Annotated in this window: 21 protein-coding genes; 11 read left to right on the top strand and 10 right to left on the bottom strand. The window is 64.8% G+C overall.

The genetic code is table 11. The annotated features are described in order from the left end of the window. Window positions 1-116 precede the first annotated feature (116 nt). A complete protein-coding gene (locus tag ACTHNE_RS07800; protein WP_440268945.1) occupies window positions 117-842 on the bottom strand; it encodes a response regulator in 726 nt (241 codons plus the stop codon). Window positions 843-1,103: 261 nt separating this feature from the next. Further along, a complete protein-coding gene (locus ACTHNE_RS07795; protein ID WP_324944749.1) occupies window positions 1,104-1,934 on the bottom strand; it encodes a kinase in 831 nt (276 codons plus the stop codon). Window positions 1,935-1,987: 53 nt separating this feature from the next. Between ACTHNE_RS07795 and pdxH the strand changes: the two genes are divergently transcribed. From pdxH to ACTHNE_RS07780, 3 genes are read left to right on the top strand one after another with little or no spacing between them, the layout of a single operon-like run. After that, the gene (gene pdxH / locus ACTHNE_RS07790; protein WP_324944746.1) at window positions 1,988-2,575 is read left to right on the top strand and encodes a pyridoxamine 5'-phosphate oxidase; all 588 of its coding nucleotides are present in this window, start codon (window positions 1,988-1,990) and stop codon (window positions 2,573-2,575) included. Between the two features lie 13 nt (window positions 2,576-2,588). Next, window positions 2,589-3,029, top strand: a complete 441-nt coding sequence (locus ACTHNE_RS07785) for a secondary thiamine-phosphate synthase enzyme YjbQ (protein ID WP_324944744.1) — start codon at window positions 2,589-2,591, stop codon at window positions 3,027-3,029. 11 nt (window positions 3,030-3,040) lie between these two features. Continuing rightward, complete coding sequence (locus tag ACTHNE_RS07780) at window positions 3,041-3,850, top strand: cobalamin-binding protein (RefSeq protein ID WP_324944741.1); 810 nt, start codon at window positions 3,041-3,043, stop codon at window positions 3,848-3,850. Window positions 3,851-3,886: 36 nt separating this feature from the next. Here the strand turns inward: ACTHNE_RS07780 and ACTHNE_RS07775 are convergent, their stop codons facing one another. Together ACTHNE_RS07775 and proC are read right to left on the bottom strand one after the other, a co-directional pair. Next, a complete protein-coding gene (locus ACTHNE_RS07775; RefSeq protein ID WP_440268944.1) occupies window positions 3,887-4,456 on the bottom strand; it encodes a YggT family protein in 570 nt (189 codons plus the stop codon). A gap of 3 nt (window positions 4,457-4,459) precedes the next feature. Continuing rightward, window positions 4,460-5,281 carry a pyrroline-5-carboxylate reductase gene (gene proC / locus ACTHNE_RS07770; RefSeq protein WP_440268943.1) on the bottom strand — a complete coding sequence of 274 codons (822 nt, stop codon included), beginning with the start codon at window positions 5,279-5,281 and terminating at the stop codon, window positions 4,460-4,462. A 397-nt stretch (window positions 5,282-5,678) separates the two neighbouring features. Here proC and ACTHNE_RS07765 point away from each other — a divergent pair, with 397 nt between their 5' ends. Beyond that, window positions 5,679-6,716, top strand: a complete 1,038-nt coding sequence (locus ACTHNE_RS07765) for a type IV pilus twitching motility protein PilT (protein WP_440268942.1) — start codon at window positions 5,679-5,681, stop codon at window positions 6,714-6,716. A gap of 147 nt (window positions 6,717-6,863) precedes the next feature. After that, window positions 6,864-8,033, top strand: coding sequence for a PilT/PilU family type 4a pilus ATPase (locus ACTHNE_RS07760; protein ID WP_324947120.1), 1,170 nt, complete (start codon window positions 6,864-6,866; stop codon window positions 8,031-8,033). A gap of 160 nt (window positions 8,034-8,193) precedes the next feature. Here the strand turns inward: ACTHNE_RS07760 and ACTHNE_RS07755 are convergent, their stop codons facing one another. The 6 genes from ACTHNE_RS07755 to gshB all read right to left on the bottom strand — a co-directional run bounded on the left by ACTHNE_RS07755 (window position 8,194) and on the right by gshB (window position 14,406). After that, window positions 8,194-9,987 carry a hypothetical protein gene (locus ACTHNE_RS07755; protein WP_440268941.1) on the bottom strand — a complete coding sequence of 598 codons (1,794 nt, stop codon included), beginning with the start codon at window positions 9,985-9,987 and terminating at the stop codon, window positions 8,194-8,196. Between the two features lie 149 nt (window positions 9,988-10,136). After that, the gene (locus tag ACTHNE_RS07750) at window positions 10,137-11,060 is read right to left on the bottom strand and encodes an aspartate carbamoyltransferase catalytic subunit (protein WP_324947215.1); all 924 of its coding nucleotides are present in this window, start codon (window positions 11,058-11,060) and stop codon (window positions 10,137-10,139) included. Window positions 11,061-11,346: 286 nt separating this feature from the next. Next, on the bottom strand, window positions 11,347-11,769 hold the full coding sequence (gene ruvX, locus ACTHNE_RS07745) for a Holliday junction resolvase RuvX (RefSeq protein WP_440268940.1): 423 nt from the start codon (window positions 11,767-11,769) through the stop codon (window positions 11,347-11,349). Next, window positions 11,766-12,344: a YqgE/AlgH family protein gene (locus ACTHNE_RS07740; RefSeq protein ID WP_324947210.1), complete on the bottom strand. Its 579-nt coding sequence runs from the start codon at window positions 12,342-12,344 to the stop codon at window positions 11,766-11,768. The genes ruvX and ACTHNE_RS07740 overlap by 4 nt, the downstream gene beginning before the upstream one ends. A 230-nt stretch (window positions 12,345-12,574) precedes the next feature. Beyond that, window positions 12,575-13,441, bottom strand: coding sequence for a TonB family protein (locus ACTHNE_RS07735; protein ID WP_324947208.1), 867 nt, complete (start codon window positions 13,439-13,441; stop codon window positions 12,575-12,577). Further along, entirely contained in the window at window positions 13,438-14,406 is a 969-nt protein-coding gene (gene gshB, locus ACTHNE_RS07730; RefSeq protein ID WP_440268939.1) for a glutathione synthase, read from the bottom strand. The genes ACTHNE_RS07735 and gshB overlap by 4 nt, the downstream gene beginning before the upstream one ends. 403 nt (window positions 14,407-14,809) lie before the next feature. Here gshB and pilG point away from each other — a divergent pair, with 403 nt between their 5' ends. From pilG to ACTHNE_RS07700, 6 genes are all read left to right on the top strand, one after another. Then, a complete protein-coding gene (pilG, locus tag ACTHNE_RS07725) occupies window positions 14,810-15,169 on the top strand; it encodes a twitching motility response regulator PilG (protein ID WP_414649622.1) in 360 nt (119 codons plus the stop codon). Window positions 15,170-15,201: 32 nt separating this feature from the next. Continuing rightward, on the top strand, window positions 15,202-15,573 hold the full coding sequence (locus tag ACTHNE_RS07720) for a response regulator (protein ID WP_324947202.1): 372 nt from the start codon (window positions 15,202-15,204) through the stop codon (window positions 15,571-15,573). Between the two features lie 2 nt (window positions 15,574-15,575). Further along, entirely contained in the window at window positions 15,576-16,121 is a 546-nt protein-coding gene (locus ACTHNE_RS07715) for a chemotaxis protein CheW (RefSeq protein ID WP_440268938.1), read from the top strand. A gap of 111 nt (window positions 16,122-16,232) precedes the next feature. Continuing rightward, window positions 16,233-18,266 carry a methyl-accepting chemotaxis protein gene (locus ACTHNE_RS07710; protein ID WP_324945355.1) on the top strand — a complete coding sequence of 678 codons (2,034 nt, stop codon included), beginning with the start codon at window positions 16,233-16,235 and terminating at the stop codon, window positions 18,264-18,266. Window positions 18,267-18,347: 81 nt separating this feature from the next. Beyond that, entirely contained in the window at window positions 18,348-24,503 is a 6,156-nt protein-coding gene (locus tag ACTHNE_RS07705; RefSeq protein ID WP_440268937.1) for an Hpt domain-containing protein, read from the top strand. Window positions 24,504-24,656: 153 nt separating this feature from the next. Further along, a partial coding sequence (locus ACTHNE_RS07700) for a chemotaxis protein CheB (RefSeq protein ID WP_440268936.1) occupies window positions 24,657-26,393 on the top strand: 1,737 nt, incomplete at its 3' end.

Raw genomic sequence — 26,393 nt, 5'->3', positions numbered from 1 at the left:
AGCCGCCATGCGCCAGCGCGCGGCTTGCCTTGGCAGCCAGCCAAGGCTGCGCCACGCACTGCCACCTGACGGCTACACAGCGGCAACGCGGGCTACGCAAATAGTGTAAACAGGCCCTAGGAATACTTCGGCTCCGCGTGCGGCTCGGCACTTTGCGTGGTCAAGTGTTCTTCGATGCCGTATTTGATCAAGTCGGCATCGCGATGGATGCCCAGCTTGCGCATGGCACTCATTTTCTGCGTGCTTATGGTCTGTTTGCTGCGCTGCAGGCGCGCGGCGATTTCGCTGATGGTAAGGCCGGAAACGAACAGTCGCATCACTTCCAGTTCGCGCGAGGACAAATGGCGCGTACGCGAGCCGGACGCACTGCCCTGAATGGCGTGGCGATGCACGATCGCCTCGATGCCGGGCGAGAGATAGCGCTTGCCGGCGAGCGCGGCGTACAGCGCGGTGGTGAGATATTCCAGCGGATCGGCCTTGCTCAGGATGCAGCTGACCTTCTGTGCCAGCAGCGAACGGATCACATCGGCGTTGCTCAGCATGGTCAGCACGATCAGGTGAACGTCCGGAAATTGCTGGCGCAGCAGGCCGAACAGCGTGATGCCATCGCCATAACTGCCGCCGGGCATGGCGTAGTCGGAAATGACGACGTCGACCGGCTGGCTTTGCAGGAGTTCGACCAGGGCGGTGGAATTGGTCGCCGCGCCGACGATACGGATATCGGCCCGGCCCTGCAGTTCATGCGCAAGGCCGGCCAGCAGCAAGGGATGATCATCCGCGATCGCCACCCTTATGGTGCGTTCGGCGGAAGATACGGTATCGATGGCGGGTTTCGTAGACATGAGTGCGCAGCCATGAGTGGATGTAGTCACACTGGATGGCGCCATGAATCGCTCGGCGATGACGCAGCGCCCGGTATGCATGTAGCGGAATGGCCATCAAGGCCTGCAACGGCAAGGGAAGCCTGGCGAAGGATCGGTCGACGTTCGCTCTGCTGGCGTTGCTGTAGGTCGATTATGAGAGGACGGCGGGGTCGAACGAATAGAACATTTCCGAAATGATTCGTCCGAAATGGCGCACGCCTCGTGCTCGATGGGTGTTTTTCAGCTGTGGCTGAGGCCCATCACGTGATGCCCGGTGTCGTATTCCACGCAGGTGTCGGCCAGTACCGGCAGGGTGGCCAGCGCATGCCGGCTGAGGCGCTCGAAATGGGCGAGGAAGCGCCGCATCGCGGGCGCATCCATGGCCAGCGGCGCGCCGCGGGCGAGTAGTTCCTGTTCGGCGGCGCTGCGCCAGTCGCGCACGGCTTCCCAATTTGGCGCCTGCAGTACGATCAAGGCATCCAGCTTGCGCCACAGCGGCTGATAGGCGCGCAACTGTTTGTTCACCCAGTGGCGCCAGCGGCCATCCGGGTCTTCACTGCGTTCCAGCTCGTTGACCGGTTCTTCCAGCGCGCTTTCCAGTTGCGGACGCAGGCCCAGCGCCCAGCCTTCCATCACCACCAGGCGCGGCGAACGGATCACGCGCGGCCAGCGTGAAGGCGGCGTGCGCGTGTCGCGGCCCTTGTCGAAGCGCGGCCAGGTCACCGGAAACTTGTCCGAGGCTCGGGGCAGGGCCGCCAGCACAGACAGCAGCAGTTCGATCTCGTGGGTGCCGGGCACGCCGCGCGTGCGCAGCAGCGGGTGCACCTGCTGGGCGAGGGCCTCGCGTTCGCTGCGCGAGTAGTAGAAATCGTCCAGCGAAAGAATTTCCGTCGGCCAGCCGCGGTGCTCGGCCTGGGTCTTGATCACGCGTGCGAGCGTGCTCTTGCCGCTTCCCTGCAGGCCCGACAGACCAAGTACGTATGGCCGCTGCGTTCGCGCGATGCGGCCGGCGTAGTGATCCAGCAAGTGACCGGCGAGGGCCTCGTTCTGCGTGCTAGCATCATCCTTCATCGCGTAATCATGACGTGCGCTGGCTACGATTCAAGACCCTGATTCAAAACCCTATGCTCAAACCTGAGATCCTTGACACTTTCAACACCTTGCTGGATCAGGCCGTAGCCAGTGGCGATCCCGAGCCCAACGCCATGAACCTGTCCAGCGTGGATGCGGCCGGCCGTGTCAGCTCGCGCATCGTACTGCTGAAAGGAGCCGATCAGCGAGGCTTCCGCTTCTTCACCAACTACGAGAGCGACAAGGGCGTGCAGATCGACGACCACCCGCAGGTCGCCCTGTGCTTTCACTGGAAGCGCCTGCGCGAAGGCGTGCAGGTGCGGGTGGAGGGCACGACGCGCAAGGTGACCGCGGAGGAATCGGATGCCTACTTCGCCACCCGTCCGCGCGGCAGCCAGATCGGTGCATGGGCGTCGCTGCAGTCGCAGACCCTGGCGGCGCGCGATACCTTCGAGCAGCGCGTCGCCCATTTCGAACAGCAGTTCGCCGATCGCAACGTGCCGCGTCCGCCGCATTGGGGCGGCTACGTGGTGGAACCGGACATGATCGAGTTCTGGTATGGCGCCAACTTCCGCATGCACGAACGCGTGCGCTGGGACCGCCACGGCCAGACCTGGACCAGCCGCCTGTTGTACCCATGACCAGGAGCGCGCCATGAGCCGAGCCACACCCGCGGAACATGTCGCGCAGAACGGTTTCACCGTGCATACGCGCGGCCGTGGCTTCAGTGAGATCACCGACAAGGTGGCCGAGCTGGTGTCGGCCAGCGGCGTGCACACCGGCATCGTCAACATCTTCACCACGCATACCAGTTGCTCGCTGCTGATCAGCGAGAACGCCGATCCGACCGTGCGCGACGATCTGGAACGCTGGTTCACGCGCGCGGTACCCGATGGTGACGCCATTTTCCAGCACGATGCCGAAGGCCCCGACGACATGCCCTCGCATGTGCGCGCCATTCTTACCGGCGTAAGCCTGACCCTGCCCGTGCACGGCGGCAAACCGCAGCTCGGCACCTGGCAGGGCATTTACCTGTGGGAGCATCGCGTGGATCCGCACCAGCGCAAGGTGACGGTGACGGTGCTGGGGCATTGACGAACCAACGCATGACCACCACCGATTGCTTTCCCCAACGCATCGTCTGCCTCACCGAGGAACCCACTGAAGTGCTCTACGCGCTGGGTGAGGAGCACCGCATCGTCGGCATCTCCGGTTTCACCGTCCGTCCCGCGCGTGCGCGCAAGGAAAAGCCGAAAGTATCGGCGTTCACCAGCGCGAAGCTCGGCGAGATTCTCGCGCTCGAACCGGATCTGGTGATCGGCTTTTCCGATATCCAGGCGGACATCGCGCGCGAGCTGATCAAGGCGGGCATCGAGGTGTGGATCAGCAACCACCGCAGCGTGCAGGGCATCCTCGCCTATATCCGCCGGCTTGGCGCGATGGTCGGCGCGCACGAAAAGGCCGAACGCTATGCGCAGCGCGCCGAAGCGCATCTAGCCGAAGTACGTGCGACCGCCGCGTCATGGGAGAGACGGCCGAAGGTGTATTTCGAAGAATGGGACGAGCCGATCATCACCGGCATCCGCTGGGTAGCCGAGCTGATCGGCATCGCCGGCGGCGAGGATGCGTTTCCGGAACTGGCGCGCGAATCGCTCGCCAAAAACCGCATTCTTGCCGACGGCGGCGAAGTGGTGCGGCGCGCGCCCGACATCATTCTCGGTTCCTGGTGCGGCAAGCGCTTCCGTCCCGAGCGCGTGGCGCAGCGTCCCGGCTGGGATGCGATCCCCGCCGTGCAAAACGGCGATCTGTACGAAATCAAATCGCCGCTGATCCTGCAACCCGGCCCGGCGGCGTTGTTCGATGGGCTGGATGCGATTCACCGCATTCTTGCCGACTGGGTGCGTAGGTTGGGTTAGCGCAGCGTAACCCAACCTACGCACGACGCATCTGCGTTACCGCGCCAAACTCGCACCGAAATCAAACAGCGGATCGGCAATCAGCCGCATTGCCAGCAGTAACACGATGATCACCACGGTCGGCGAGAAATCCACGCTGCCCACGGTGAGCTTGCCGCGCAACGGACGCACCAGCGGTTGCACGATGGTGTCGGCAAGGCGGTACAAAGGGTGATACGGATCGGGCGCGAACATGCTGAGCAGCGACCAGCCGATGACCACCACCAGATAGAACAGCAGCACGAAGCGCAGCAGATCGGCCAGCGCGATCACCAGCAGGCTCAGCCACGGCGGCAGGAAACCGTCCAGCACGCAGATCAGCGTGCGCTCGACCAGGAAGGTGAGCAGCAGTATCAACAGCGCGGCCAGGTTGATGCGCCGCCAGTTCGGCAGTACGCGGCGGACCGGCGCCAGGATCGGATTGGTGTAGCGATACACGAACTGGCTGAGCGGATTGTGGAAATCCGCGCGATTGGCTTCGGCCAGCAGGCGCACCAGGAACAGCGTGGCGATCGCGCCGAACACGACCTGGACCAGCATGGCGAGGGCGCTGAGCAGATACGACATGGTTTATTCCTTATCCAGCGCGGCGGCGAGCTCTGCGCCGCGTTTGGTGGCGGCGGCCACGGCCCTGGCCACCACACGCGGCAGCTGGTCTGCGCTGAAGCTTTCCAGCGCGGCCTGGGTGGTGCCGTTGGGCGAGGTGACGCGCTGGCGCAGCGTGGCCGGCGCTTCGTTGCTTTCCACCAGCATGCGGCCGGCACCCAGGCAGGTTTGGGTGGCGAGGATGCGCGCGGTCTCGCGCGGCATGCCCTGCGCCACGGCGGCGTCTTCCAGTGCCTCGACCAGGGCGAAGAAGTAGGCCGGGCCGGAACCGGAGAGGGCGGTGACGGTGTCCATCAGCGCTTCGTCGTCGAGCCAGCGGGTGATGCCGACCGCATCCAGGATGTGCTGCGCCTGTTCCCGCTGCTGCGGGGTCACGCGCAGGTTGGCGCACAGGCCGGTAGCGCCGGCACCGATCAGGGCCGGCGTATTGGGCATGCAGCGCACGATCGGCAGCAGGTTGCCGAACCAGCGTTCCAGCTGGTCGATGCGCACGCCGGCGGCGATGGAGATCAGCAGCGGGCGGTTGCGCTGCAAGGTTTCGCGCAGCTCGGCGTGGATGGCCGGCATCACCTGCGGTTTCACCGCCAGCACCAGCACGTCGGCCTCGGCCGCGGCCAGCCGATTGTCGTCGAAGGTGGAGACGCCGAAATCGCGCCCCAGGCTTTCGCGCGCCTGCGCCTGGGGTTCGGCCACGCGCAGGTTGGCGGCCGGCACGCCGGTCTTGAGCAGGCCGCCGATCAGGCTCCGCGCCATGTTGCCGCCGCCGATGAATGCGATCCGGGTCATGTGTTGGCTGTTCCAAGGTTTCGCTTGAGGGTTTATACCTTACTGGAGCGCGGGGAACGGCGAACAGCGAACGCGTGGTGCCAGGGCTGGCGCGATCGTTTATCTGCGAAGACCTATCCGGAAAGCGTGAAAAGCGGTCCTTCCCGGTCTGTGCAGACTTACACGTTCCCTGTTGCCTGGTCCCTTTTCCGGCCTTTCTGTGCTCAGCCCCTCATTTAGATCACGGCAAGGCTGGCTGCCCGCCCCGGCCGGCGAGTAGTATCGGAGCCGCTGCAAAGGATCGGGGGAGCGGCGCGGCAGGCATGCCACGCCGACGCATCTGTCCGGGGTGACCCGCCGTCGTCCGCTTGCGGCCTGCTTTTGACCAAGACGATCGGTTTCTAGGGGAATACATCTGATGGACATCGCCGAACTGCTTGCCTTCTCGGTGAAGAACAAGGCGTCCGACTTGCACCTGTCGGCGGGCCTGCCGCCGATGATCCGCGTGGATGGCGACGTGCGCCGCATCAACATCCCGGCGCTGGACCACAAGCAGGTGCACGCGCTGATCTACGACATCATGTCGGACAAGCAGCGCCGCGACTACGAAGAGTTCTTCGAGGTCGACTTCTCCTTCGAAATTCCCGGCCTGGCGCGCTTCCGCGTCAACGCGTTCAACCAGAACCGCGGCGCAGGCTCGGTGTTCCGTACCATTCCGTCCGAAGTGCTCACGCTGGACGACTTGGGTTGCCCCAAGATCTTCCGCGAGCTGATCGAGCAGCCGCAGGGCCTGATCCTGGTCACCGGACCGACCGGTTCGGGCAAGTCGACCACGCTGGCGGCGATGGTCGACCACATCAACAAGAACGAATACGGTCACATCCTCACTGTCGAGGACCCGATCGAATTCGTGCACACCTCGCAGAAGTGCCTGGTGAACCAGCGCGAAGTGCACCGCGATACGCATGGCTTCAACGAAGCGCTGCGCTCGGCGTTGCGCGAAGATCCGGACTACATCCTGGTGGGCGAGCTGCGCGACCTGGAAACCATCCGCCTGGCGCTGACCGCCGCGGAAACCGGCCACTTGGTATTCGGCACGCTGCACACGAGCTCCGCAGCCAAGACCATCGACCGCATCATCGACGTGTTCCCCGCCGGCGAAAAGCCGATGGTGCGCTCGATGCTGTCCGAATCGCTGCGCGCGGTGATTTCGCAGACGCTGCTGAAGAAAGTGGGCGGCGGCCGTATCGCCGCGCACGAGATCATGGTGGGCATCCCCGCCATCCGCAACCTGATCCGCGAGGACAAGGTGGCGCAGATGTACTCCTCCATCCAGACCGGCCAGCAATACGGCATGCAAACCCTGGATCAGAACCTGCTCGACCTGGTGAAGCGCGGCTTGATCGCGAAGCAGCAGGCGATCGGGTATGCGAAGAACAAGGAAGTGTTCAAGTGATTTACCGGGAATCGTTTGAGTTCGTAAATCGGGGATCGTAAATCGTCAATCGATAAAGGCGGTCTGCCGTGACCTGCTCTTACGATTCCCGATTGTCGATTTACGATTCCCGGTCTCGAGCGATTCCCGTCCAAGCGAGAACCCGCCATGAGCGAATTCGATTTCACCTCGTTTCTCAAGTTGATGGTCCACAAGAAGGCCTCGGACCTGTTCATCACCGCCGGCGTGCCGCCGTCGATGAAGGTGCAGGGCCGCGTGGTGCCGATCACGCAAAGCCCGTTGTCGGCGCAGCAGTCGCGCGACATGGTGATCAATATCATGACGCCGGCGCAGCGCGAGGAGTTCGAGAAAACGCATGAATGCCAGTTCGCCATCTCGGCGCAGGGCGTGGGCCGTTTCCGTGTGTCGTGCTTCTACCAGCGCAACTGCGTAGGCATGGTGCTGCGCCGGATCGAATCGAAGATCCCCACCATCGAAGAACTGAGCCTGCCGCCGGTCATCAAGCAGTTGGCGATGACCAAGCGCGGCATCATCATCTTCGTGGGTGCGACCGGTACCGGTAAATCCACCTCGCTGGCGGCGATGGTGGGCTATCGCAACCAGAATTCGACCGGCCACATCATCACTATCGAAGATCCGATCGAATACGTGCACAAGCACGAAGGCTGCATCATCACGCAGCGCGAACTGGGCATCGACACCGACAGCTGGGAAAACGCGCTGAAGAACACGCTGCGCCAGGCGCCCGACGTGATCCTGATCGGCGAAGTGCGTACGCGCGAGACGATGGAGTTCGCGATCAACTTCGCCGAAACCGGCCACTTGTGCCTGTGTACCTTGCACGCCAACAACGCCAACCAGGCGATCGACCGCATCCTGCACTTCTTCCCGGAAGATCGCCGCCAGCAGTTGTTCATGGACCTGTCCTTGAACCTCAAGGGCATCGTGGCGCAGCAGCTGATTCCCACGCCGGACGGCAAGGCGCGCCGCGTGGCGATGGAAGTGATGCTGGGTACGCCGCTGGTGCAGGACTACATCCGCCAGGGCGAAATCCACAAGCTGAAAGAAGTGATGAAGGAATCCACCAACCTCGGCATGAAGACCTTCGACCAGAGCCTGGTCGAGCTGTACCAGGCCGGCGAGATCAGCTACGAGGACGCCCTGCGCCACGCCGACAGCGCCAACGAAGTGCGCCTGCGCATCAAGCTGTCGCAGGGCGGCGATGCGCATACGCTTTCGCAAGGCTTGGAAGGCGTGGAGCTGGAGGAAGATCGCTCCAACCAGAATGGCCTGGGTGGCGGGTTCCTGCGGCGCTGATCCCCACTCGCGGCACAACGGCGTAGGTTGGGTTAGCGCAGCGTAACCCAACGATCCCGCCCTGCCTGTGTTGGGTTACGCTGCGCTAACCCAACCTACGATCCACAAAAAAAAGGAGCCTCGCGGCTCCTTTTTTTCTTGGCTGATGCAACGACGCCCGTCACTTCATTTCGGTATGCGTCGTGATCACCAGCCCCTGGTCCTGCATCTGCACCCGCATGCCGATCGCCTTGATGCGCGCGGCTTCGGACTTCATGGCTTCGAACTGCGCCTTGGTGCTGGCGAGCGCGGCCTTCTCGTCGACAGCGGCTTTGTCAGCGGCCTTCTCATCGTCCTGCGGGTTGCCGTCGCTCGGATTCAAGGTGGCGGCCATGGCGGCGGCATTTTCCGCACGCTGTTCCAGCAGGCTGATCCAGTTGGCGTACATGTCGCCGTCCAGGTGCACGCGCATCAGTTCGCCGGCATCGCCGCCCGGCTGCTTGATGACGTCGGCCAGCTTGCTGTCTTCACTGGCGCCCACGGCAAGACCGATGGACTTGCCGCCCATCGCCGCCCAGCCCGACTCACCCAGCGCATTGGTGAGCTGGGCCGGCAGTGCGACGGGCTTGCCGTCGGACGCGGGCTTGACGCCATTGAGCATGGGGCTGGTGACTTGCGCCATGGCCAGCAGGCCGGCGGGGTTGTTGGTGCCGATCACCAGGCTGCCGGAAACCTTCGGCATGCCGCCGCCCGGGTTGGGCGTGTAGCCGTCGACCGCGATGTGCAGGCCGAGCAGGTCGCCGATCGGCGGCACCGCGGCTTTCTGCATGGCGTCGCCAAGGCTGCTGAAGGTCTCGTTGAGGTTGTCCAGCATCGGGCAGGTGAAGGGCTTGTCCGCCACCGCCTGCGCCTGCGCGCTCCAGAACGTGCGGATCTGCTGCATCGGCAGCGCCAGGCTCATTTCGAACGGCGCGGTGGGATCGGTGCCCAGGCCTGGCAGCTCCACCTTCAGACCGCTGAACGCACTGACGATGTCGCTGGCCAGCGTGACGTCGAAACGCATGTCGCGATGCTTTTCATCCAGGGTGGTGTAGCCCATGCTCAGCTTCGGTACGCGCGCGGCCATGCGTTCGGCTTCGCCCTGGCAACTGGGCGCAACCTGCACCAGGTTGGTCACCGGCTCACCGGTCTTGGCCGATTCGTTTTCGGCGCGCATTTTCTGCAGCGACTGCGCCAGCGGATCCTTGCCACCGACGAACAGGGGGAGCAGGCGCGTGAGGTCGATCTCGCCCACCGCCCACTTGGCGTAACCCTTGGACTTGGCCAGGTCGGCGAGGCGATCGGTGTCCTGCACGCTCTTGGCCGGACGATCCAGGCCCAGCGCCTGGCGCAGCAGCGGCTGCGAGGCATCCTGCGGCAGCAGCGCAAGCACGGCATGCTTGCCGACCACCGCGATGATGAATTGCAGGTGCGAGGCCGGTGCCACGTAGCGCTGGTAGCTCTGCGCGCCGAGCGTGGCCACCTCGAACTTCTTGCCGTAATCGTTCTGCAGCTTGGCCACGAATTGCTGGAAGGCATTCACATCGGCCAGTTCCATGCGCAATACCGGCGACAGGCCCAGGCCGTACAGCGCCATGTAGCCCTTGGAATTGAGGCCGGTTTCCTGGATCAGCTGCTCGGCGGTCTTGCCTTGGAATTCGCCGGCCACCGTGCGCAGGTATTTGGCCATGTCCGGATCTTTTTCGGCCAGCTGGTCGGCCTGCGCTTTCATCTGCGCGACCTGCGCGGGCATTTCCGCATCGACCTGGGCCAGGATGGCCTTGCGCGTGCTGTCGTCCAGCACGTCCAGGTTGCCGATCACGTAAGGGGTATCCGCCGGCGCGAAGGCCAGGGGGGCATCCTTGTCTTTGTGCGAGCAGGCGGCCAGCAGCAGGCCGGAGAACGCCAGCGCCAGCACGCGCTTGGGTCTACGCATATTCATCCCCAGGGGTCATGTTCAACCGCAGCATTATGCCTGCTTTAACGTATCGCCGCTGTGGGTGCCGCGCGTCATTCCCCGTAGGTTGGGGTGCAAACCCCAACACTGTCATCCGCGCATCACGACGTTGGGGTTTGCGCCCCAACCTATCGGGCGAGCATTTCGCCCAGCACGGCCATGCGTACGAACACGCCGTTGCCCACCTGCTCGAGGATGCGCGACTGCGGGCCGTCGGCCACTTCCGGCGCAATCTCTATGCCGCGGTTGATCGGGCCCGGGTGCATCACCAGGCAGCCGCGCGCGGCCTTGGCCAGGCGACGGCTGTCCAGGCCGTATTCGCGGAAGTACGCCGCTTCGTCCGGCAGCTCGATGCTGGCCATGCGCTCTTTCTGCAGACGTAGCGTGATCGCCACGTCGGCGCCTTCGATCGCTTGGTCGAAGTTGTCGTAGAACTTGCAGGCGGGAAATTCTTCCTGCGTCGGCATCAGCGAGGCCGGCCCGCACAGGCGTACTTCGCGCGCGCCCAGGCGCGTGAAGGCGTGCACGTCCGAACGGGCCACGCGCGAATGCTTGACGTCGCCACAGATCACCACGGTGAGCTGGCTGAAATCCGGGCGGTGTTCGCGAATGGTCAGCGCATCCAGCAGTCCTTGCGTGGGATGCGCGCGATTACCGTCGCCGGCGTTGATGACCGATACGCCGCTCATGGCATGGCGCACCAGTTCGTCCGGCGTGCCCGACACTTTGTGGCGCACGATGATGGCGTCCAGATGCATCGCTTCCAGTGTATGCAAGGTATCGAACAGTTCCTCGCCCTTGGCGGTGGAGGAAAAGCCGATGTCGAAATTGATCACGTCCGCACCCAGGCGCCGCGCGGCCAGTTCGAACGAGGTGCGCGTGCGTGTGGACGGTTCGAAGAACAAATTGAGAATGGTGCGCCCGTTGAGCAGATCCAATTTGCGCGTGCCGTGCGCGCAGGCGTCGCGCATGGTGATGGCTCGATCCAGCAGCCGCTCGATGCAATCGCGCGGCAGGTTTTCCAGGGTGGTGAGATGGCGCAGGCGTGTCATGGCGAGGGTCTTTTACTGTTAGAGCCTGTTTATGGTCTCGGCGTAGCCCGCGTTGTCACGGTGCGTCCGCCAGGTGGTAGTGCGTGGCGCAGCGCTTGCCTGGCTGGCAAGCCAAGCCGCGCGCGCACCGCTCGTGGACGCACCGTGGCAACCCGAAGGGCCGGAGCTGTTTGCCCGCCGGGCGGCGTCCTCACTCAGTTGTGTATCGACATACACGCTTTCGTTCCTCCTTGCCCGATAGGCAAACAGTTTCGGCGCGGGCCACGCTGAGACCGTAAACAGGCTCCTATGCGGCTTCGTGTAACCAGCGTTCGAGTATCACGGCGGCGGCTTCCGCGTCGAGCTGCGCGGCGTCGCGGCGGCGCTTCAAGCCGGCCGAACGCGCCTGGGCGAAGCGCTCGGCGGCCTCCTGCGAGCTGTGACGTTCGTCCACCAGGCTCACCGGTATCAGGTAGCGTTCGCGCAGGCGCTCGGCGAAGCGGCGCGCGCGCTTGCTGGCCGCTTGTTCTTCACCATCGAGCGTAAGCGGCAAGCCCACCACGAAGCTTTCGGGCAACCATTGGCTGCGCAGGGCATCGAGCAGCGCCCAGTCGGGCGTGTCTTCGCGTACGGGAATGGTAGCGATGGCGCGGGCGCTGGCCGTGATGCGATTGCCGACCGCGACGCCGATAAGCTTGCTGCCGACGTCGAAGCCGAACACGCAACTCATGCGTGGCCCGCGTAGCCAGGGAGTTGCAACGGATCGATGCCGACCAGGCCGGCGGCGGCGCTCCAGCGTTCTTCCAGCGGCGTGTGAAAGATCACCCGTTCGCTGGCGTCGGCGGTGAGCCAGGTGTTGTCCTTCAGCTCCTGCTCCAGCTGGCCGGCGCCCCAGCCCGAATAGCCCAGCGTCATCAGCGCCAAGCGCGGACCTTCGCCGGAAGCCATGGCGACCAGGATGTCGCGCGAGGTGGTCACCGACCAGTCGGCGTTGATGCGATAGCTCGATTCCCAGTGGCCATGCTCGCGATGCAGCACGAAGCCGCGTTCCTGCTGCACTGGGCCGCCGATCAATACGGGCGCGTCGGCGAGATCCTGGTCCTTGCAATCGAGCTTCATCTGCGACAGCACGTCGCCGAAGCAGTATTCGGAAAGCTGGTTCACCAAGAGGCCCACCGCGCCGTCTTCGTCGTGCTGGCAGACGAAGGCCACGCCGCGCGAAAACGGCGGCTCGGTCAGGCTGGGCATCGCGATCAGGAACTGGCCGGCAAGGGTCGGGGGAGACTTGGTCTGCATGGTGGCCATTGTAAGCGCTGGGTAAGGTCGCGTCTGTGGTTGTTTTGGAAACGCACTCCAACCTCGTCGTGCGTTCAGTATCGCGCTCGGAGGTGTTACAGCAGCGTTATTGCGTGAGGCGGTGGAGGTTTTTGAAGTGGGACAGGTTGGACATGAGGGAATCGTCAATCGTAAATCGCCAAGAATGGTTATTCGCAAGCGAGCGGATACGCGATTCCCGATTCCCGATTCCCGATGGCTCAATGCGTCTTGAGCACATCGCCGGGCTGGAACTCCCACGTGCGCGTGATGTAGAGGATGTCCACCTTCTCCTTGCTGTCCGGCGGCAGCGGCGGAAACGGCGCGCTCAGTTTCACGATGGCGATGGCGGCCTTGTCGATCACGTCGTAGCCAGAGCTTTTGGTGACGTCGATGTCGTGGATGCTGCCGTCCCGGTTCAGGCCCACGGTAAGGATCACATCGCCGTGCAGATGCTGGTCGCGGGCCTGCTGCGGATAGTTGAGATTGCCCACGCGCTCGACGCGATCCACCCAGCCGCGCATGTAGGCGGCGTAGGCGTATTCCTTGGTACTGGCGGAGATGAATTTCTTGTGCGGGCGCTTGGCATAGGCCTGTGAGCGCTGGCGCACTTCGGCGGCCAGTTGCGCGGCCTGCTGCTCGACGCGGGCTTCGTCGGCCGCGGCGGTGTCCGGCGTATCCCTGGCGATCTTGGCATTGTCGCTGTTGACGCTGAAATTCGCTTGGCCCGTGGTGGTGAGCATGCGCTGGTCGGTGGCCTGCTGCGGCGAGGGCGTGGCGGCCTGCACCGACTGCGGCGCAGTGCCCTGGCTCGGCATCGGCAGCAGGCCGGAGAACGGCTGCGAAGGGCGTTGGGACTTGTCGCTCTCGCCGCCGCCTTTGTTGTTGGCCTGGGCGAGGAAATCGGCCTTGTCGGGCGCTTCGCTGTTGGCCACGTTCACCAGCGTCACGTCCAGCGTGGGCAGGGCCGGGCGCGTCGCCACGAAGCCGATGCCGATGCCGAACAGCAGCAGGCCGTGGACCAGCAGCGAAAAAACGAAGGTGGCTCCGATCTTGTTGTCGCCGGGGCGGCGGGCTACAGCATTCACGCGATGACAGGCCTGTTCTCAAGGGCGTCGAACAACATCCCCGCGATATTAAGCCCGAACTGCTTGTCCAGTTCGCGCGCGCAGGTCGGCGATGTGACGTTGATCTCGGTCAGGTAGTCGCCGATCACATCCAGCCCCACGAAGCGCAAGCCGCGCCGGCGCAACTCGGGGCCGACTTCGGCGGCGATCCAGCGATCGCGCTCGGACAGCGGTACGCCTTCGCCACGCCCGCCGGCGGCGAGGTTGCCGCGGAACTCATCGCCTTGTGGAATGCGCGCCAGCGCGTAAGGCACCGGTTCGCCGTCGATCATCAGGATGCGCTTGTCGCCCGCGCTGATCTGCGGGATGAACTTCTGCGCCACCGCGAGCTGGCGGCCCTGGCCGTGCGAGTCGCCGCCGAGCAGGGTCTCCAGCATCGAGTTCAAGTTCTTGTCGCCCGACTGCACGCGGAAGATGCCGCGTCCGCCCATGCCATCGAGCGGCTTGAGCACGGCATCGCCGTGTTCGGCCACAAAGCGGCGCAGCTCGGCCGGGTCGCGCGCCACCAGGGTCGGCGCCATGCATTGCGGGAAGTGCAGGGCGAACACTTTTTCGTTGCAGTCGCGCAGCGCGCGCGGATCGTTCACCACTTGCACGCCCTCGCGCTGGGCCACGTCCATCACCAGGGTGTCGTAGACGAACTGGGCATCGACTGGCGGATCCTTGCGCAGCAGCACGGTGTCCATCTCGCGCAGGTCGGTCCAGCGCGCCTCGCCCAGGCTGTACCAGCCGGCGGGATCGTCCTTCACGCTGAGCGGGCGCAGCCTGGCCCAGGGCGTGCCGTCGCGCAGGGCCAGGTCGCCCTGTTCCAGGTAGAACAGCGGACGGCCGCGCCGGCTGGCTTCCAGCAGCAGGGCGAAGGTGGTGTCCTTGGCAATCTTGATGCTGCCGATGGGGTCCATCAGCACGGCGACCGAACGGGGCATGGCAGTTCCGGTGGCGGGTGGGGCGTGCATGTTCGCCGAGGTGGTCCGATGCCACAAGGGATGTGCGGATGCATGCCGACCCAAGTGCCGCTCAGGGACACTCTTCAGTCCGAAGGTGACACTCTGGGTCTTCTTTCACATTTGTGTTCGCGCTTTTGATGATAAGCGCCCCCACCACAACGATTTTTTCCTTGACGGAAGACCGGCCAGGCAGTAAACAGCAACGACGGGAATGCCCGGCGCAGATCGGGCACCAAGAGAGCTTCAGCAGGAATTTTTCATTGGCGTCCGGTGAGTGGCCCGTTTGCTGCTTGCAGGATGTCGTACCTGAGCCTGGGGCAGGCAGCAGGGGGGTTAAGTGAACTTGAATGTAGCTACGAACGGCCTGGCTGGTCTGAAGGTCATGGTGATTGACGACTCCAAGACCATCCGCCGCACGGCGGAAACCTTGCTCAAGAAAGAAGGGTGCGAGGTGCTTACCGCCGTCGACGGCTTCGAAGCGTTGGCCAAAATTTCCGACCAGAAACCGGCCATCATTTTCGTCGACATCATGATGCCGCGTCTGGATGGCTACCAGACGTGCGCGCTCATCAAGAACAACCCGCAGTTCCGTGCGACGCCAGTGATCATGCTGAGCTCGAAGGACGGCTTGTTCGACAAGGCGCGTGGCCGCATCGTCGGTGCGGAGCAGTACCTCACCAAACCGTTCACCCGCGATGAACTGCTTGGTGCCATCCACCGCCATGTCGCCAGCACGGTCTGAAAGTTGTGAAGAAAAGCTCTGAAGGGGGAGCCGTGGCCAACATCCTCATCATCGATGATTCGCCCACTGATGTGCGCGTGTTTTCAACCATGCTCGAGCGTCATGGGCATCGTGTCGACTCCTGCAACAATGCGGAGGACGGCATCGAGCGCGTGCGCCAGACGCGTCCGGATCTGGTCATCATGGACGTGATCATGCCGGGCATGAACGGTTTCCAGGCCACGCGCACGCTTACGCGCGACCCGGCCACCGCCGACGTGCCGATCGTGATCATCACCACCAAGTCGATGGAAACCGATCGCGTGTGGGGCATACGCCAGGGCGCCAAGGCCTTCATCACCAAGCCGGTGAACGAGAAGGACCTGCTCGCCTGCATCAACGAACTGTTGCCCAAGGCAGCGTGAGCATGACGGTCACCGCCGCCCAGTCGCCCTTCGAAATCCTGGCCCGCTACGAACGGCTTTCGCTGGCGCACGCATCCGGCACGCAGGAGCGCTTCGAAGCGCCCGGCCTGTGGCGTGGCATCGGCTATCGCGCCGGCGGTTACCTGTTCGTGAGCGCGATCGAAGAGATCAACGAATTGCTTGCCGTACCCACGCTCACGCCCGTGCCAGGCACCAAGCCGTGGCTGCTGGGCGTGGCGAATGTGCGCGGCAACCTGATGCCGGTGGTGGACATGGCGCGCTTCCTGTTCAGCGAGCGCACCCAGCACTCCGAGCGCGCACGCCTGTTGGTGGTGCGCCAGGGCGCCGGCAGCGTGGCGCTGCTGGTGGACGAAGTGTTCGGTCAGCGCACGGTGGATGCGGAACAACGCCGCGACGCCGAGCGCGAAGACGATCCGCGCCTGACGCGCTTTGTCGACGACCGCGTGGAAGTGGACGGACAGCGCCTGGCGCTGTTCAGCATGGGTAAGCTGGTTCGTGCGCCCGATTTTCGCCAGGCGGCTGCCTGATGATCTTCGGTGTACCGGTGCGAATGACGCCCCGGGCAGGGCGATGGCTAGGCGAATTTCTTGAACCGGCACGCGCGGCGTGCCGGTGCAGTAGACGGATGAGGTGAAGATATGAGCACTACAGGGGGCGTCGGCAAGGAACGGGGATACACCATCCTCATCATCCTGCTGGTGGTTTCGATCGGCTTCGCGGCCATCGACTTCGTATTACTCAACCTCAAGAACGGCGAAGACCGCCAGGCGATTGCGTTGACCACGCAGATCCAGGTGTTGTCGCAGCAGACGGCCAAATACGCGCTGGAATCCTCCAGCGGTAACGCCGACTCGTTCGCGGAGCTGGAGAACGCGCGCGACGCCATCGACTCGGCCGTGCAGCGCCTGGTCAACGGCGACACCAAGACCGGCATGAAGCCGTATGCGGACAAGAACGCCACGCCTACCGGCCGTTCCGTCAGCAAGCTGGCCGATGCGTGGAAACAGCTCGACGGCGATATCGGCAAGATCCTTTCCAACAAAACCGTGGTGCTCGATTCGACGCAACGCGCCGACGACCTCTCCAAGCAGTTGCCGTCGCTCAACTCGCAGATGGAGCAGGTGGTTCAAATTCTGCAGCAGCGCAAGGGCAGCAGCGCCGACGAAATGCTTGGCGCCTCGCGCCAGATGCTGCTGGCTGACCGTATCATCCGCCGCGTGCAGGAAGTGCTGCAGGGCGGCGAATCCGCGCAGGCGTCCGCCGACGGCCTGGCGCGCGACGCGCAGAGCTACGGCGAAGTGCTCAAGGGCCTGTTGCAAGGCAACCAGAGCATGGGCGTGCAGCAGCTGGGCGACGCCAACGGCCGCAAGATTCTTTCGCAGATGCAGACCGACTGGGACAAGCTGAGCGACCCGGTCAACAAGCTGGTGGCCGCCGCCAGCAACCTGGCGGTGGTGAAGAGCGCCGGCAACCAGGCTTCGCTCGATTCGCAGAACGTGCTGCTGCGCGCAAACGATCTTTCCGAACAGATCGGCCAGCTACCGGTGCGCCGCCTGTTCCCGAACGTCGGCTGGGGTGTGGTCGGTGCGCTCGGCGCGGTGGCCTTCGCCGTGTTGCTGGTGTTCCAGCTGGTGACCGACCAGCGCCGCCGCTTCCGCGAGAGTACCGAACTCAACCAGCGTAACCAGGAGGCCATCATGCGCCTGCTGGACGAAATGGGTTCGCTCGCCGAAGGTGACCTGACCGTAAAGACCACCGTGTCCGAGGACATCACCGGCGCGATCGCCGACTCGGTGAACTACGCCATCGACGAGTTGCGCACCCTGGTGACGACGATCAACGAAACCTCCGAACAGGTGTCGTCCTCCGCCCAGGAAACGCAGACCACCGCACGCCACCTGGCCGATGCGGCCAAAGCGCAGGCGCACCGCATCAGCACGGCGACCACCGCGATCAACCAGATTGCGAGCTCGATGGACGATGTGTCCAAGAACTCCGCCGAATCGGCCGACGTGGCCGAACGCTCGGTGCAAATTGCCTCGCGCGGTGCGGAAGTGGTGCGCGAAACGATCTCGGGCATGGATTCGATCCGCGACCAGATCCAGGAAACCTCCAAGCGCATCAAGCGACTGGGTGAGTCCTCGCAGGAAATCGGCTCGATCGTGGAACTGATCAACGACATTGCCGAGCAGACCAACATCCTCGCCTTGAACGCAGCCATCCAGGCGGCGTCGGCGGGTGAAGCAGGCCGCGGTTTCGCGGTGGTGGCGGACGAAGTGCAGCGCCTCGCAGAACGCTCCGCGAGCGCGACGAAGCGAATCGAAACGCTGGTGCAGACGATTCAGTCCGACACCAACGAAGCGGTGAACTCGATGGAACAGACCACCGCCGAAGTGGTGGCCGGTGCCCGCAAGGCCGAAGACGCCGGCAGCGCACTGGGTGACATCGAGCGCGTATCGCACGACTTGTCCGCGCTGATTCAAAACATCTCTGCCGCGGCGCGTCAGCAGTCGATCGCCGCGACGGATATTTCCCAGTCCATGAACGCGATTCAGGAAATCACCTCGCAGACTTCGCAGGGCGCGAGCCAGACGGCCGAATCGATTGGTTACCTGGCGCAGCTGGCCAGCGATCTGCGCCGTTCGGTGGCGCACTTCAAGCTGCCGGGCTGACAGGGTGTTTTTAGGCATTCACAAGAGGGCAACCTCGACGGTTGTGTCAGTGCGCATGAGCGCAGCCGCTGAGGGGGGCGCATGAGACTTCAAGACCACATCGATTTCACCACGCTTCAGTGGGTCAAGCCCGAGCTTGACGCATCGCTTGCGCTCGCACGACAGGCGCTGGAGTCCTACGTGGACAATCCTGGCGAGCGCCAGGTCATGCGCAACTGCGCCGAAAGCCTGCATCAGGTGCAAGGCACCTTGCGCATGGTGGAGCTGTACGGCGCGGCGATGGTCGCCGAGGAGATGGAAACACTCGCCATCTCGCTGCTCGAAGACCACATCCGCAACCGCGAAGACGCCTACGCCGCGCTGATGCGCGGCCTGATGCAACTGCCCGATTACCTGGAGCGCTTGTCCAGCGGCCATCGCGACGTGCCGGTGGTGCTGCTGCCTCTGCTCAATGAACTGCGCGCCAGCCGCGAGCAGGAAGCTTTGAGCGAAGCGGCACTGTTCGCGCCCAATCTGGACATGCCGCTGCCGCCGCAGGCGCCGGCCGCCGCCGCCAGCGGCGTGGATCTGCAACGCCGCAAGACTGAAATCAACGAACTGCGCCTGCGCTTCCAACAGCAATTGCTGGCCTGGTTCCGCGGCCAGGGCGGCTCGCAGCAGCTGGCCGGCATGCGCAACACGCTCACCGCGATCGCCGCGCGCTGCAGCACCGTGCCGGGACGCCGCCTGTGGTGGATTACCTCCTGCGTGCTGGAAGGCCTCGACCACGGGATGCTCAAGAGCTATGCCGCCGACGTGCGCCAGCTGATCGGCAAGGTCGACCGCAGCATCCGCCAGCTGATCGAACAGGGCGAAGACGCCATGCAGGGCGGCGACGCCGACGACCTGGCGCGCAAGCTGCTCTACATCGTGGCGCAGTCCAAGCAGCGCAGCGCGCAGATGGCGTTGCTGGCGCAGACCTACAACCTCGACAACCTGATGCCCGACGCCACCGAGCTGGAACATGCTCGCGGCTCGATGGCCGGTCACAACCGCGCCTTGCTCGATTCCGTGTCGCGCGCGCTGAAGGACGACCTGCTGCGCGTGAAGGAAGCGCTGGACCTGTTCCTGCGCCAGAGCGATGCCGATCCCGCGCAGCTCGGCGCGCAGGCCGAAGTGCTCGAGCGCGTCGGCGACACGCTGGGCATGCTGGCGCTGAATGTGCCGCGTCGCGTGGTCAACGAACAGCGCCGCGTGCTCGAAGAAGTCGCCAACCGCATGCGCAGCCCCGACGAGGAATCTTTGCTCGACGTGGCCGGTGCGTTGCTCTACGTGGAAGCGTCGCTGGACGACCACATCGAAAGCCTAGGTGCGGAAAATCCGCCGGAAGAAGAACACAAGGTCACGATGCTGCCGCGCAGCGAAGCGCGGCACATCTTGGCCACGCTCATGAACGAAGCGGTCGGCAACACCGGCAAGGTGAAGAACGGCATCGTCGCGTTCGTCGAATCGGGCTGGCAGCACGAACAGCTCGACGGCCTGCCGGCGATGATGGATGAAGTGGCCGGCGCCATGCGCATGCTGTCCTCGCCGCGCTCGGCGGAAATCGCCGAAGGCGTGGGCCGCTTCATCGGCAACGAGCTATGCATCGACAAGCGCATTCCCAGCAGCGCGCAGATGGATCAGCTGGCCGACGCGCTGGCCGCGCTGGAGTATTACCTGGAAGCTGCGCGCGAACATCGCGGCGGTCTCGAGCACGTGCTGGACGTGGCCGAACACAGTCTGGGCGGACTGGGCTACTGGCCGCCGCCGCAAGCCAAGGTGGCGCCGGAAAGCGCACCCGCACCTGCACCGCAAGCGCTCGAAGCGTCCGCACCAGCCGCCGCGCCCGCGCTCAGTGAGTCGGTCACGGTTGCGCACGGCGAAGACGCGTCCGCACTGTTCGTAGGCAGCAGTGAAACGCCCACGCCGGAGGCGCACGACGTCACCGGCCTGCACCTGGCCGAGACCGAACCGCACGCGTATATGCACGCGGCCGAGGAAGGCGACGACTGGATCGAGATCGAAGAGGAAATCGAAGAACAGGTTTCCGGTATCGATCCGCTGGCCGCAACAGCCGGCTTCCAGGCCAGCACCGAAGGCATCGACGACGACATCCGCGACATTTTCCTGGAAGAAATGCAGGAAGAGATCAGCAACCTGCGCCACGCGCAGCAGACCTGGATGACCGATCCGTCGCAGCTGTCGGAACTGACCTCGATCCGCCGTTCGTTCCACACCCTGAAGGGGTCCGGCCGCCTGGTCGGCGCCACCGCGCTGGGCGAATTCGCCTGGCGTGTGGAGAACATGCTCAACCGCGTGCTCGACGGTTCCATCCAGCCGCACAGCGGCGTGCAGGCGCTGGTCGGCCACGCCATCGACGCCTTGCCGCAGCTGTACTCCATGCTCAAAGACGGCACCATGCCCACGGTGCCGCTCACCGCGATCATGCAGGCCGCCGACCACCTCGCCAGCGGCGAGCACGTCGGCATGGAACAGTTCATCGCCGCCAGCGGTCCGCAGACCGTGCGCCGCACCGTGCGTCGCCGCGTGCCGCGGGTGTCGGCGGATGCGATTCCGACCGCCACGCATACCGACCATTCCGTCGCTGCCACGCAGCCGATCGAAGAGCCGGCCACGCCGCACGCCACCGAAACGCTGGCCGCGCCGGTGCTGCCGCCGGTCGATCCGGTGCTGCTGGAAATCCTGCGCAGCGAAGTGGCGCAGTACCTGCAGACCATCCGCAACGCCGTGACCTTCGCCAAGGGCGACCTGCCGGTCGACGATGGCCTGCTGCGCGCCGTGCATACGCTGCATGGCGCGATCGCAATGGTCGACATCCCGCTGCTGATCCAGTTGCTGTCGCCGCTGGAAAGCCTGCTCAAGCGCCTGCGCGCGGCCGGGCAGCCGCTGTCGAGCGAAGGCGTGAGCCTGCTGCGCCAGAGCGCCGACGTGGTCGACGAGGTGATGGCCCAGTTCGATGCGCCGCATCCGCAATTGCCGGACGCCACCACGCTGATCGCACGCCTGACCGAATTGCGCGACCACCAGCCCGAGCCGCAGATTGCGCACGTGGTATTCGAACCGCACGCGGTCGAACCGGTCGCGTTCGAGCCGGTGCGTGTGGCCGAACCGACCGAGCCGGAAGAACCCGTGCACGCGCCGGTCGAAGAACCGACAGAAACGCCGGCGGAATCGCTGGCCGAACCGGCCGTCGAGTCGCACAGCGACACCGCGCAAGAGGATTACACCGCCGAACTGCTCGATGCGCTTGCCACTGAGGCGCCGGGCGAAGCGGAGCCGGCGCTGCAGCATCCTGCCGTCGAAACCGGCGCGGAAGATGCGGATTTCGCCGCACTGCTCGCCAGCCTCGAAGCGCTTCAGACGGATTCTCACGTCACTTTGGAAACGGCCGAAGAACCGGCCGCCGTCGAGCATCATCTCGACCTTGGCAGCGAAGCGAGCCACGAGCTGGTGGGAGAGCCGTCGCACGAAGAACCCGTGCACAGCTTCTTCAACGAACCGGCGCTCGACGCAACGCCGGTGAGCGAACCCGAAGCGGTCGAGTCCGAGGCAGCCGAACCCGAGGCGATCGAACCCGAGGCGGTGCAGGCGGAAGCGGTTGAGCCCGAAGCAGCCCAACCGGAAGTGGTTGAGCCTGAGGTCGTCGAACCCGAAGCCATCGAACAGCAGGTTGCCGAGCCGCCGGCGGAAGAGCCGGTCGCACAGGCGCCGCAGCACGAAGCGCCGGCCGTGGCCGAAACGCCGCGTCACGAACCGGTCGAACGCCAGCCGGCCGAACGCGTGGTCGCTGGCGAGCTGATGAGCTTCGGCCACATCGATCCGGACTTGCTGGAAATCTTCAGCGAAGAAGCGCGCGAGATCCTCGACGACGCCGATGGCACGCTGGCCAAATGGCATGCCGAGCCGACCGAGGTTTCGTACATGGCCGGCCTGTTGCGTGCGCTGCATACCCTCAAGGGTGGCGCGCGCATTGCCGGCGTCACGCCGGTGGGCGATCTGAGCCACTCGATCGAAAGCCTGCTGGAGCGCTCGCACGGCATCGATCCGCAGGCGACCGTCCCGCTGATCGGCACGCTCGAAGCGGCGTTCGACGAAATGCACGGCCTGGTGCAGCGCGTATCGCAGGGCAAGGCCATCGCCTATCCGCACGCGATGATCGCGCGCCTGCAAGGCGATCCGGTGGAAGAAACCTCGGCGCCTGTCGCCGAAGCGCCCGCACCTGCGCCTGTCGCGGCAGTGGAAGCGCCCGCACCGGCGCCGCTGGCCTCGACCAGCGTGCAGGATCTGCCTTCGCTGTTGCCCGTCGACAACGAGCCGCAGGCCGAAGAGGGCCGCAGCGCGCAGGAGCAGATCCGCGTCCGCGCCGAACTGCTCGACAGCCTGGTGAACCACGCCGGCGAAGTGGCGATCTACCGCTCGCGCCTGGAACAGCAGGTGTCGGCCTATCGCTTCAACCTGGTTGAACTGGAACAGACCGTCTCGCGTCTGCGCAGCCAGCTGCGCATGCTGGAAATCGAAACCGAAGCGCAGATCATCGCGCGCTTCCAGCGCGAGCACCGCGATGCCGGTTTGGCTGTGTTCGATCCGCTGGAACTGGACCGTTTCTCCCAGTTGCAGCAGTACTCGCGTGCGCTGGCCGAATCGGTCTCGGACTTGGTCTCGATCCAGGGCATGCTCGACGACCTCACCCGTCAGGCCGAAACGCTGCTGATCCAGCAGTCGCGCGTGAGTTCGGAACTGCAGGAAGGCTTGCTGCGCACGCGCATGCTGCCGTTCGACACGATGGTGCCGAACCTGCGCCGCACGCTGCGCCAGGCCGCGATGGAAGAAGGCAAGAGCGCGCAGCTGTATGTGGAAGGCGCGCACGGCGAAATGGATCGCAACCTGCTCGACCGCATCAAGGCGCCGTTCGAGCACATGCTGCGAAATGCCGTCGCGCACGGTATCGAAACGCCGGAAGAACGCCGCAAGGCGGGCAAGCCCGAAGAGGGCGCGGTGCGCATCCGCGTGGCGCGCGAAGCCACCGAGGTGGTGATCCGCGTCAGCGACGACGGCCGCGGCCTGGATCGCGAGGCGATCCGCAAGCGCGCGATCGAACGCGGCCTGATCCGTCCGGATACGCGCCTGTTCGACGACCAGTTGCTCGCACTGATCACCCAGACCGGCTTCTCCACCGCCAGCACCGTCACCCAGCTCGCCGGTCGCGGCGTGGGCATGGACGTGGTAGCCAGCGAGATCAAGTCGATGGGCGGTTCGCTCGCCATTGAATCGCGCCAGGGCGAAGGCACCACCTTCGTGCTGCGCCTGCCGTTCACTCTCGCGGTGACGCAGGCGATCCTGGTGCGCATCGGCGAATCCACCTTCGCGATCCCGATGACCTCGGTGCAGGGCGTGGCGCGCATCAGTCCAGACGAACTGGCGCAGCGCCTGACCGAAGACAACCCGCAATTCGAGTACAACGGCGAGGACTACGCCATCCACGATCTGGCCGGCCTGCTGGGCCTGGTGCCGGGCCTGGGTGACGAAGAACAGCTGCCGCTGCTGCTGACTCGCTCGGGCGAACTGCGCGCCGCGATCCGCATCGACGCCGTGATCGGCTCGCGCGAAATCGTGGTGAAGTCGGTCGGCCCCCAGGTGAGCTCGGTGCCCGGCATCCTCGGCGCCACCATCATGGGCGATGGTTCGGTGCTGGTGATTCTGGATCTTGCGCCGCTGGTGCGTCACGGCCTGGCCCGTCGCGAACAGCGCCTGGCCGAAGGCCTGGAAGACGCGACCTTCGCACCGGTGATCGAAGAAGAGCGCGTGCGTCCGCTGGTGATGGTGGTGGACGATTCGATCACCATGCGCAAGGTCACCGGCCGCGTGCTGGAACGCCACGAATACGAAGTGGAAACCGCGAAGGACGGCCTGGACGCGCTGGAAAAACTCCACGAACGCGTGCCGGACCTGATGCTGCTGGACATCGAAATGCCACGCATGGACGGCTACGAGCTGGCCACTCAGATGAAGACCGACGCGCGCTTCCGCAACGTGCCGATCATCATGATCACATCGCGTACCGGCGAAAAGCACCGCCAGCGCGCGTTCGACATCGGCGTGGAACGTTACCTCGGCAAGCCGTATCAAGAGGCCGAATTGCTGGCGCAGATCAGCGAAGTACTGGAGCAGCACGCGCAGGAGCCCGTGAATGAGTGATATCAAGAGCCTCCCTTCACACCCCAAGCACCCCGCATTGCGCCTGAGCGGCCGCCGTGCGGCAGCGCGTGGCTTGACCAGACGGCCAGTCTGGCGCTGCGCCACGCGCTACCACCTGACAGCCGCTCAGTCGCAATACGAGGCACCCGGGGTATGAAGGAAGGCTCCACGGCGGTCGCGCTGCTATTCGATGACGTAGAGCTGGGAAGTCATCTGCGCGCCGCGCTGTCAGAATATGGTGCCCGGATAGCGCACGAAGGGCCGATCAGCAGTTTCGACGTGGTGAAACTGCGCCAGGCCGGCGTGAACGTGCTGGTGGTGAACCTGGACGACTCGGTGGATGACGCCGCGCTCGACCTGATCTACGAACTGGTCGCCTCCGGCGACATTCCCGTCGTGTTCAACGACGCGCAGGCCAGCCGCAGCCTCGACGGTTGGGATCGTGCGCGCTGGGCGCGCCATCTGGCCGCCAAGACGCTCAACAGCGACACCATCGATCCGCCGCGCCCGGAACATGCGCGCACGGTGGAAATGCCCGTTGCGCCGCCCGTAGTGGTGGAAACATTGGCCGAGCCGGCGATCGAAACCGCCGTGTCGCAGCATTTCGCCGAACCGGCGTTCGAAGCGGAAGCGGTGCAGCAGCCGGAACCTGCGTTCGAGTCCGTCGCGGAAACCGTGCCTGCATACGAACCCGTCGCAGAAGCGCAGGCGGATACGCTGCTGGCGCACGAGGACATCGCCGCTGCACCGGCCTCATCGGAAACGCTGGCGGACGAACTGGAGGCGCTGTTGGCCTCCGACGAACCGCAGTCCGAGTCGGAAAGCGAATTCGGTTCGCTGAAATTCAAGGCCGACGAGGACATGCCGCCGCTGCACGACGGCAACTTCGGCTGGGAGGATGATCACGCCGAGCCGGCGTCGCATGACGACATTCCGACCTCGCCGGGATTCGCGCCCGCGCCACCCGCACCGGCCCCCGCGCCGGCGCAGATGGAAGCGCCGGCGTTCAACATCAACCTGGATCATCTTTCGCTGGCCTCGCTCGACGAAGAGTTCACCCCGCCAGTGCTCGAGAAGGCGACGCTCGCGCAGCAGACGCCTGCGCACAGCGCGCCGGAGTGGGGTTTCGTGGACGAGGACGCGCCGCCACCACCGGCTGCGGGCGACAAGGCGTTCGGTATCGAGAAAGTCAGCGCGGCCGATTACCTCGCGCCCGACGTCGAGTTTCTGGAAGACGAATCGCCGGTGGCGCCGGGCATGAGCCTGGAACTGGTGTCGATGGAAGAAGCCATCGCGCCGGAAGAGGAATACCAGCCGTTCGAATCGCACCTGCAGGAGCTGGACGCCGCGTTCGCGCATCTGCTCGTGCTCGGTGCGGCGCGCGACAGCGGCGCTTCCCTGGCGTCGTTCCTGGGCGCGCTGCCGGGCAATCTGAAAATGCCGATCCTGCTTACCCAGCATCACACGCCGGATGCGCTGGAGCCTTTGGTGGCATCACTGGCTACGCAGTGCAGCCTGCCGATCAAGATCGCCACGACGGGCATGCGCACGCGCGCCGGCGAAGTGGTGGTGGTGCCACGCGGACAACTGGTGCGCATCACGCGCGACGGCCGCGTGGAATTGAGCGCGGCCAACGACGATGACGCCGGCCAATCGCCTTCCATCGACAGCAGTTTCACGATGGCCGCAAGCGTATTCGGGCGCAATGCGCTGGCGATCGTGTTCGCCGGCCAGGCCACCGACGCCGTCGCCGGCGCGCAGGCCATCCACGATCGCGGCGGACAGGTGTGGGTGGAAGCGTCCTTCAGCGATCACTACGCCGACATGGTGAACGGCGTGATGGCCGAACGCCTGGCCAGTTTTTCCGGGTCGCCGCAGGAGTTGGCGGTA

The sequence above is a fragment of the Dyella sp. genome (assembly GCF_051954575.1).
In the GTDB taxonomy this organism is placed as follows: Bacteria; Pseudomonadota; Gammaproteobacteria; order Xanthomonadales; family Rhodanobacteraceae; genus Dyella_B.
The sequence above is the reverse complement of the archived record's forward strand: the minus strand, read 5'-3'. Positions and strand labels throughout refer to the sequence as shown.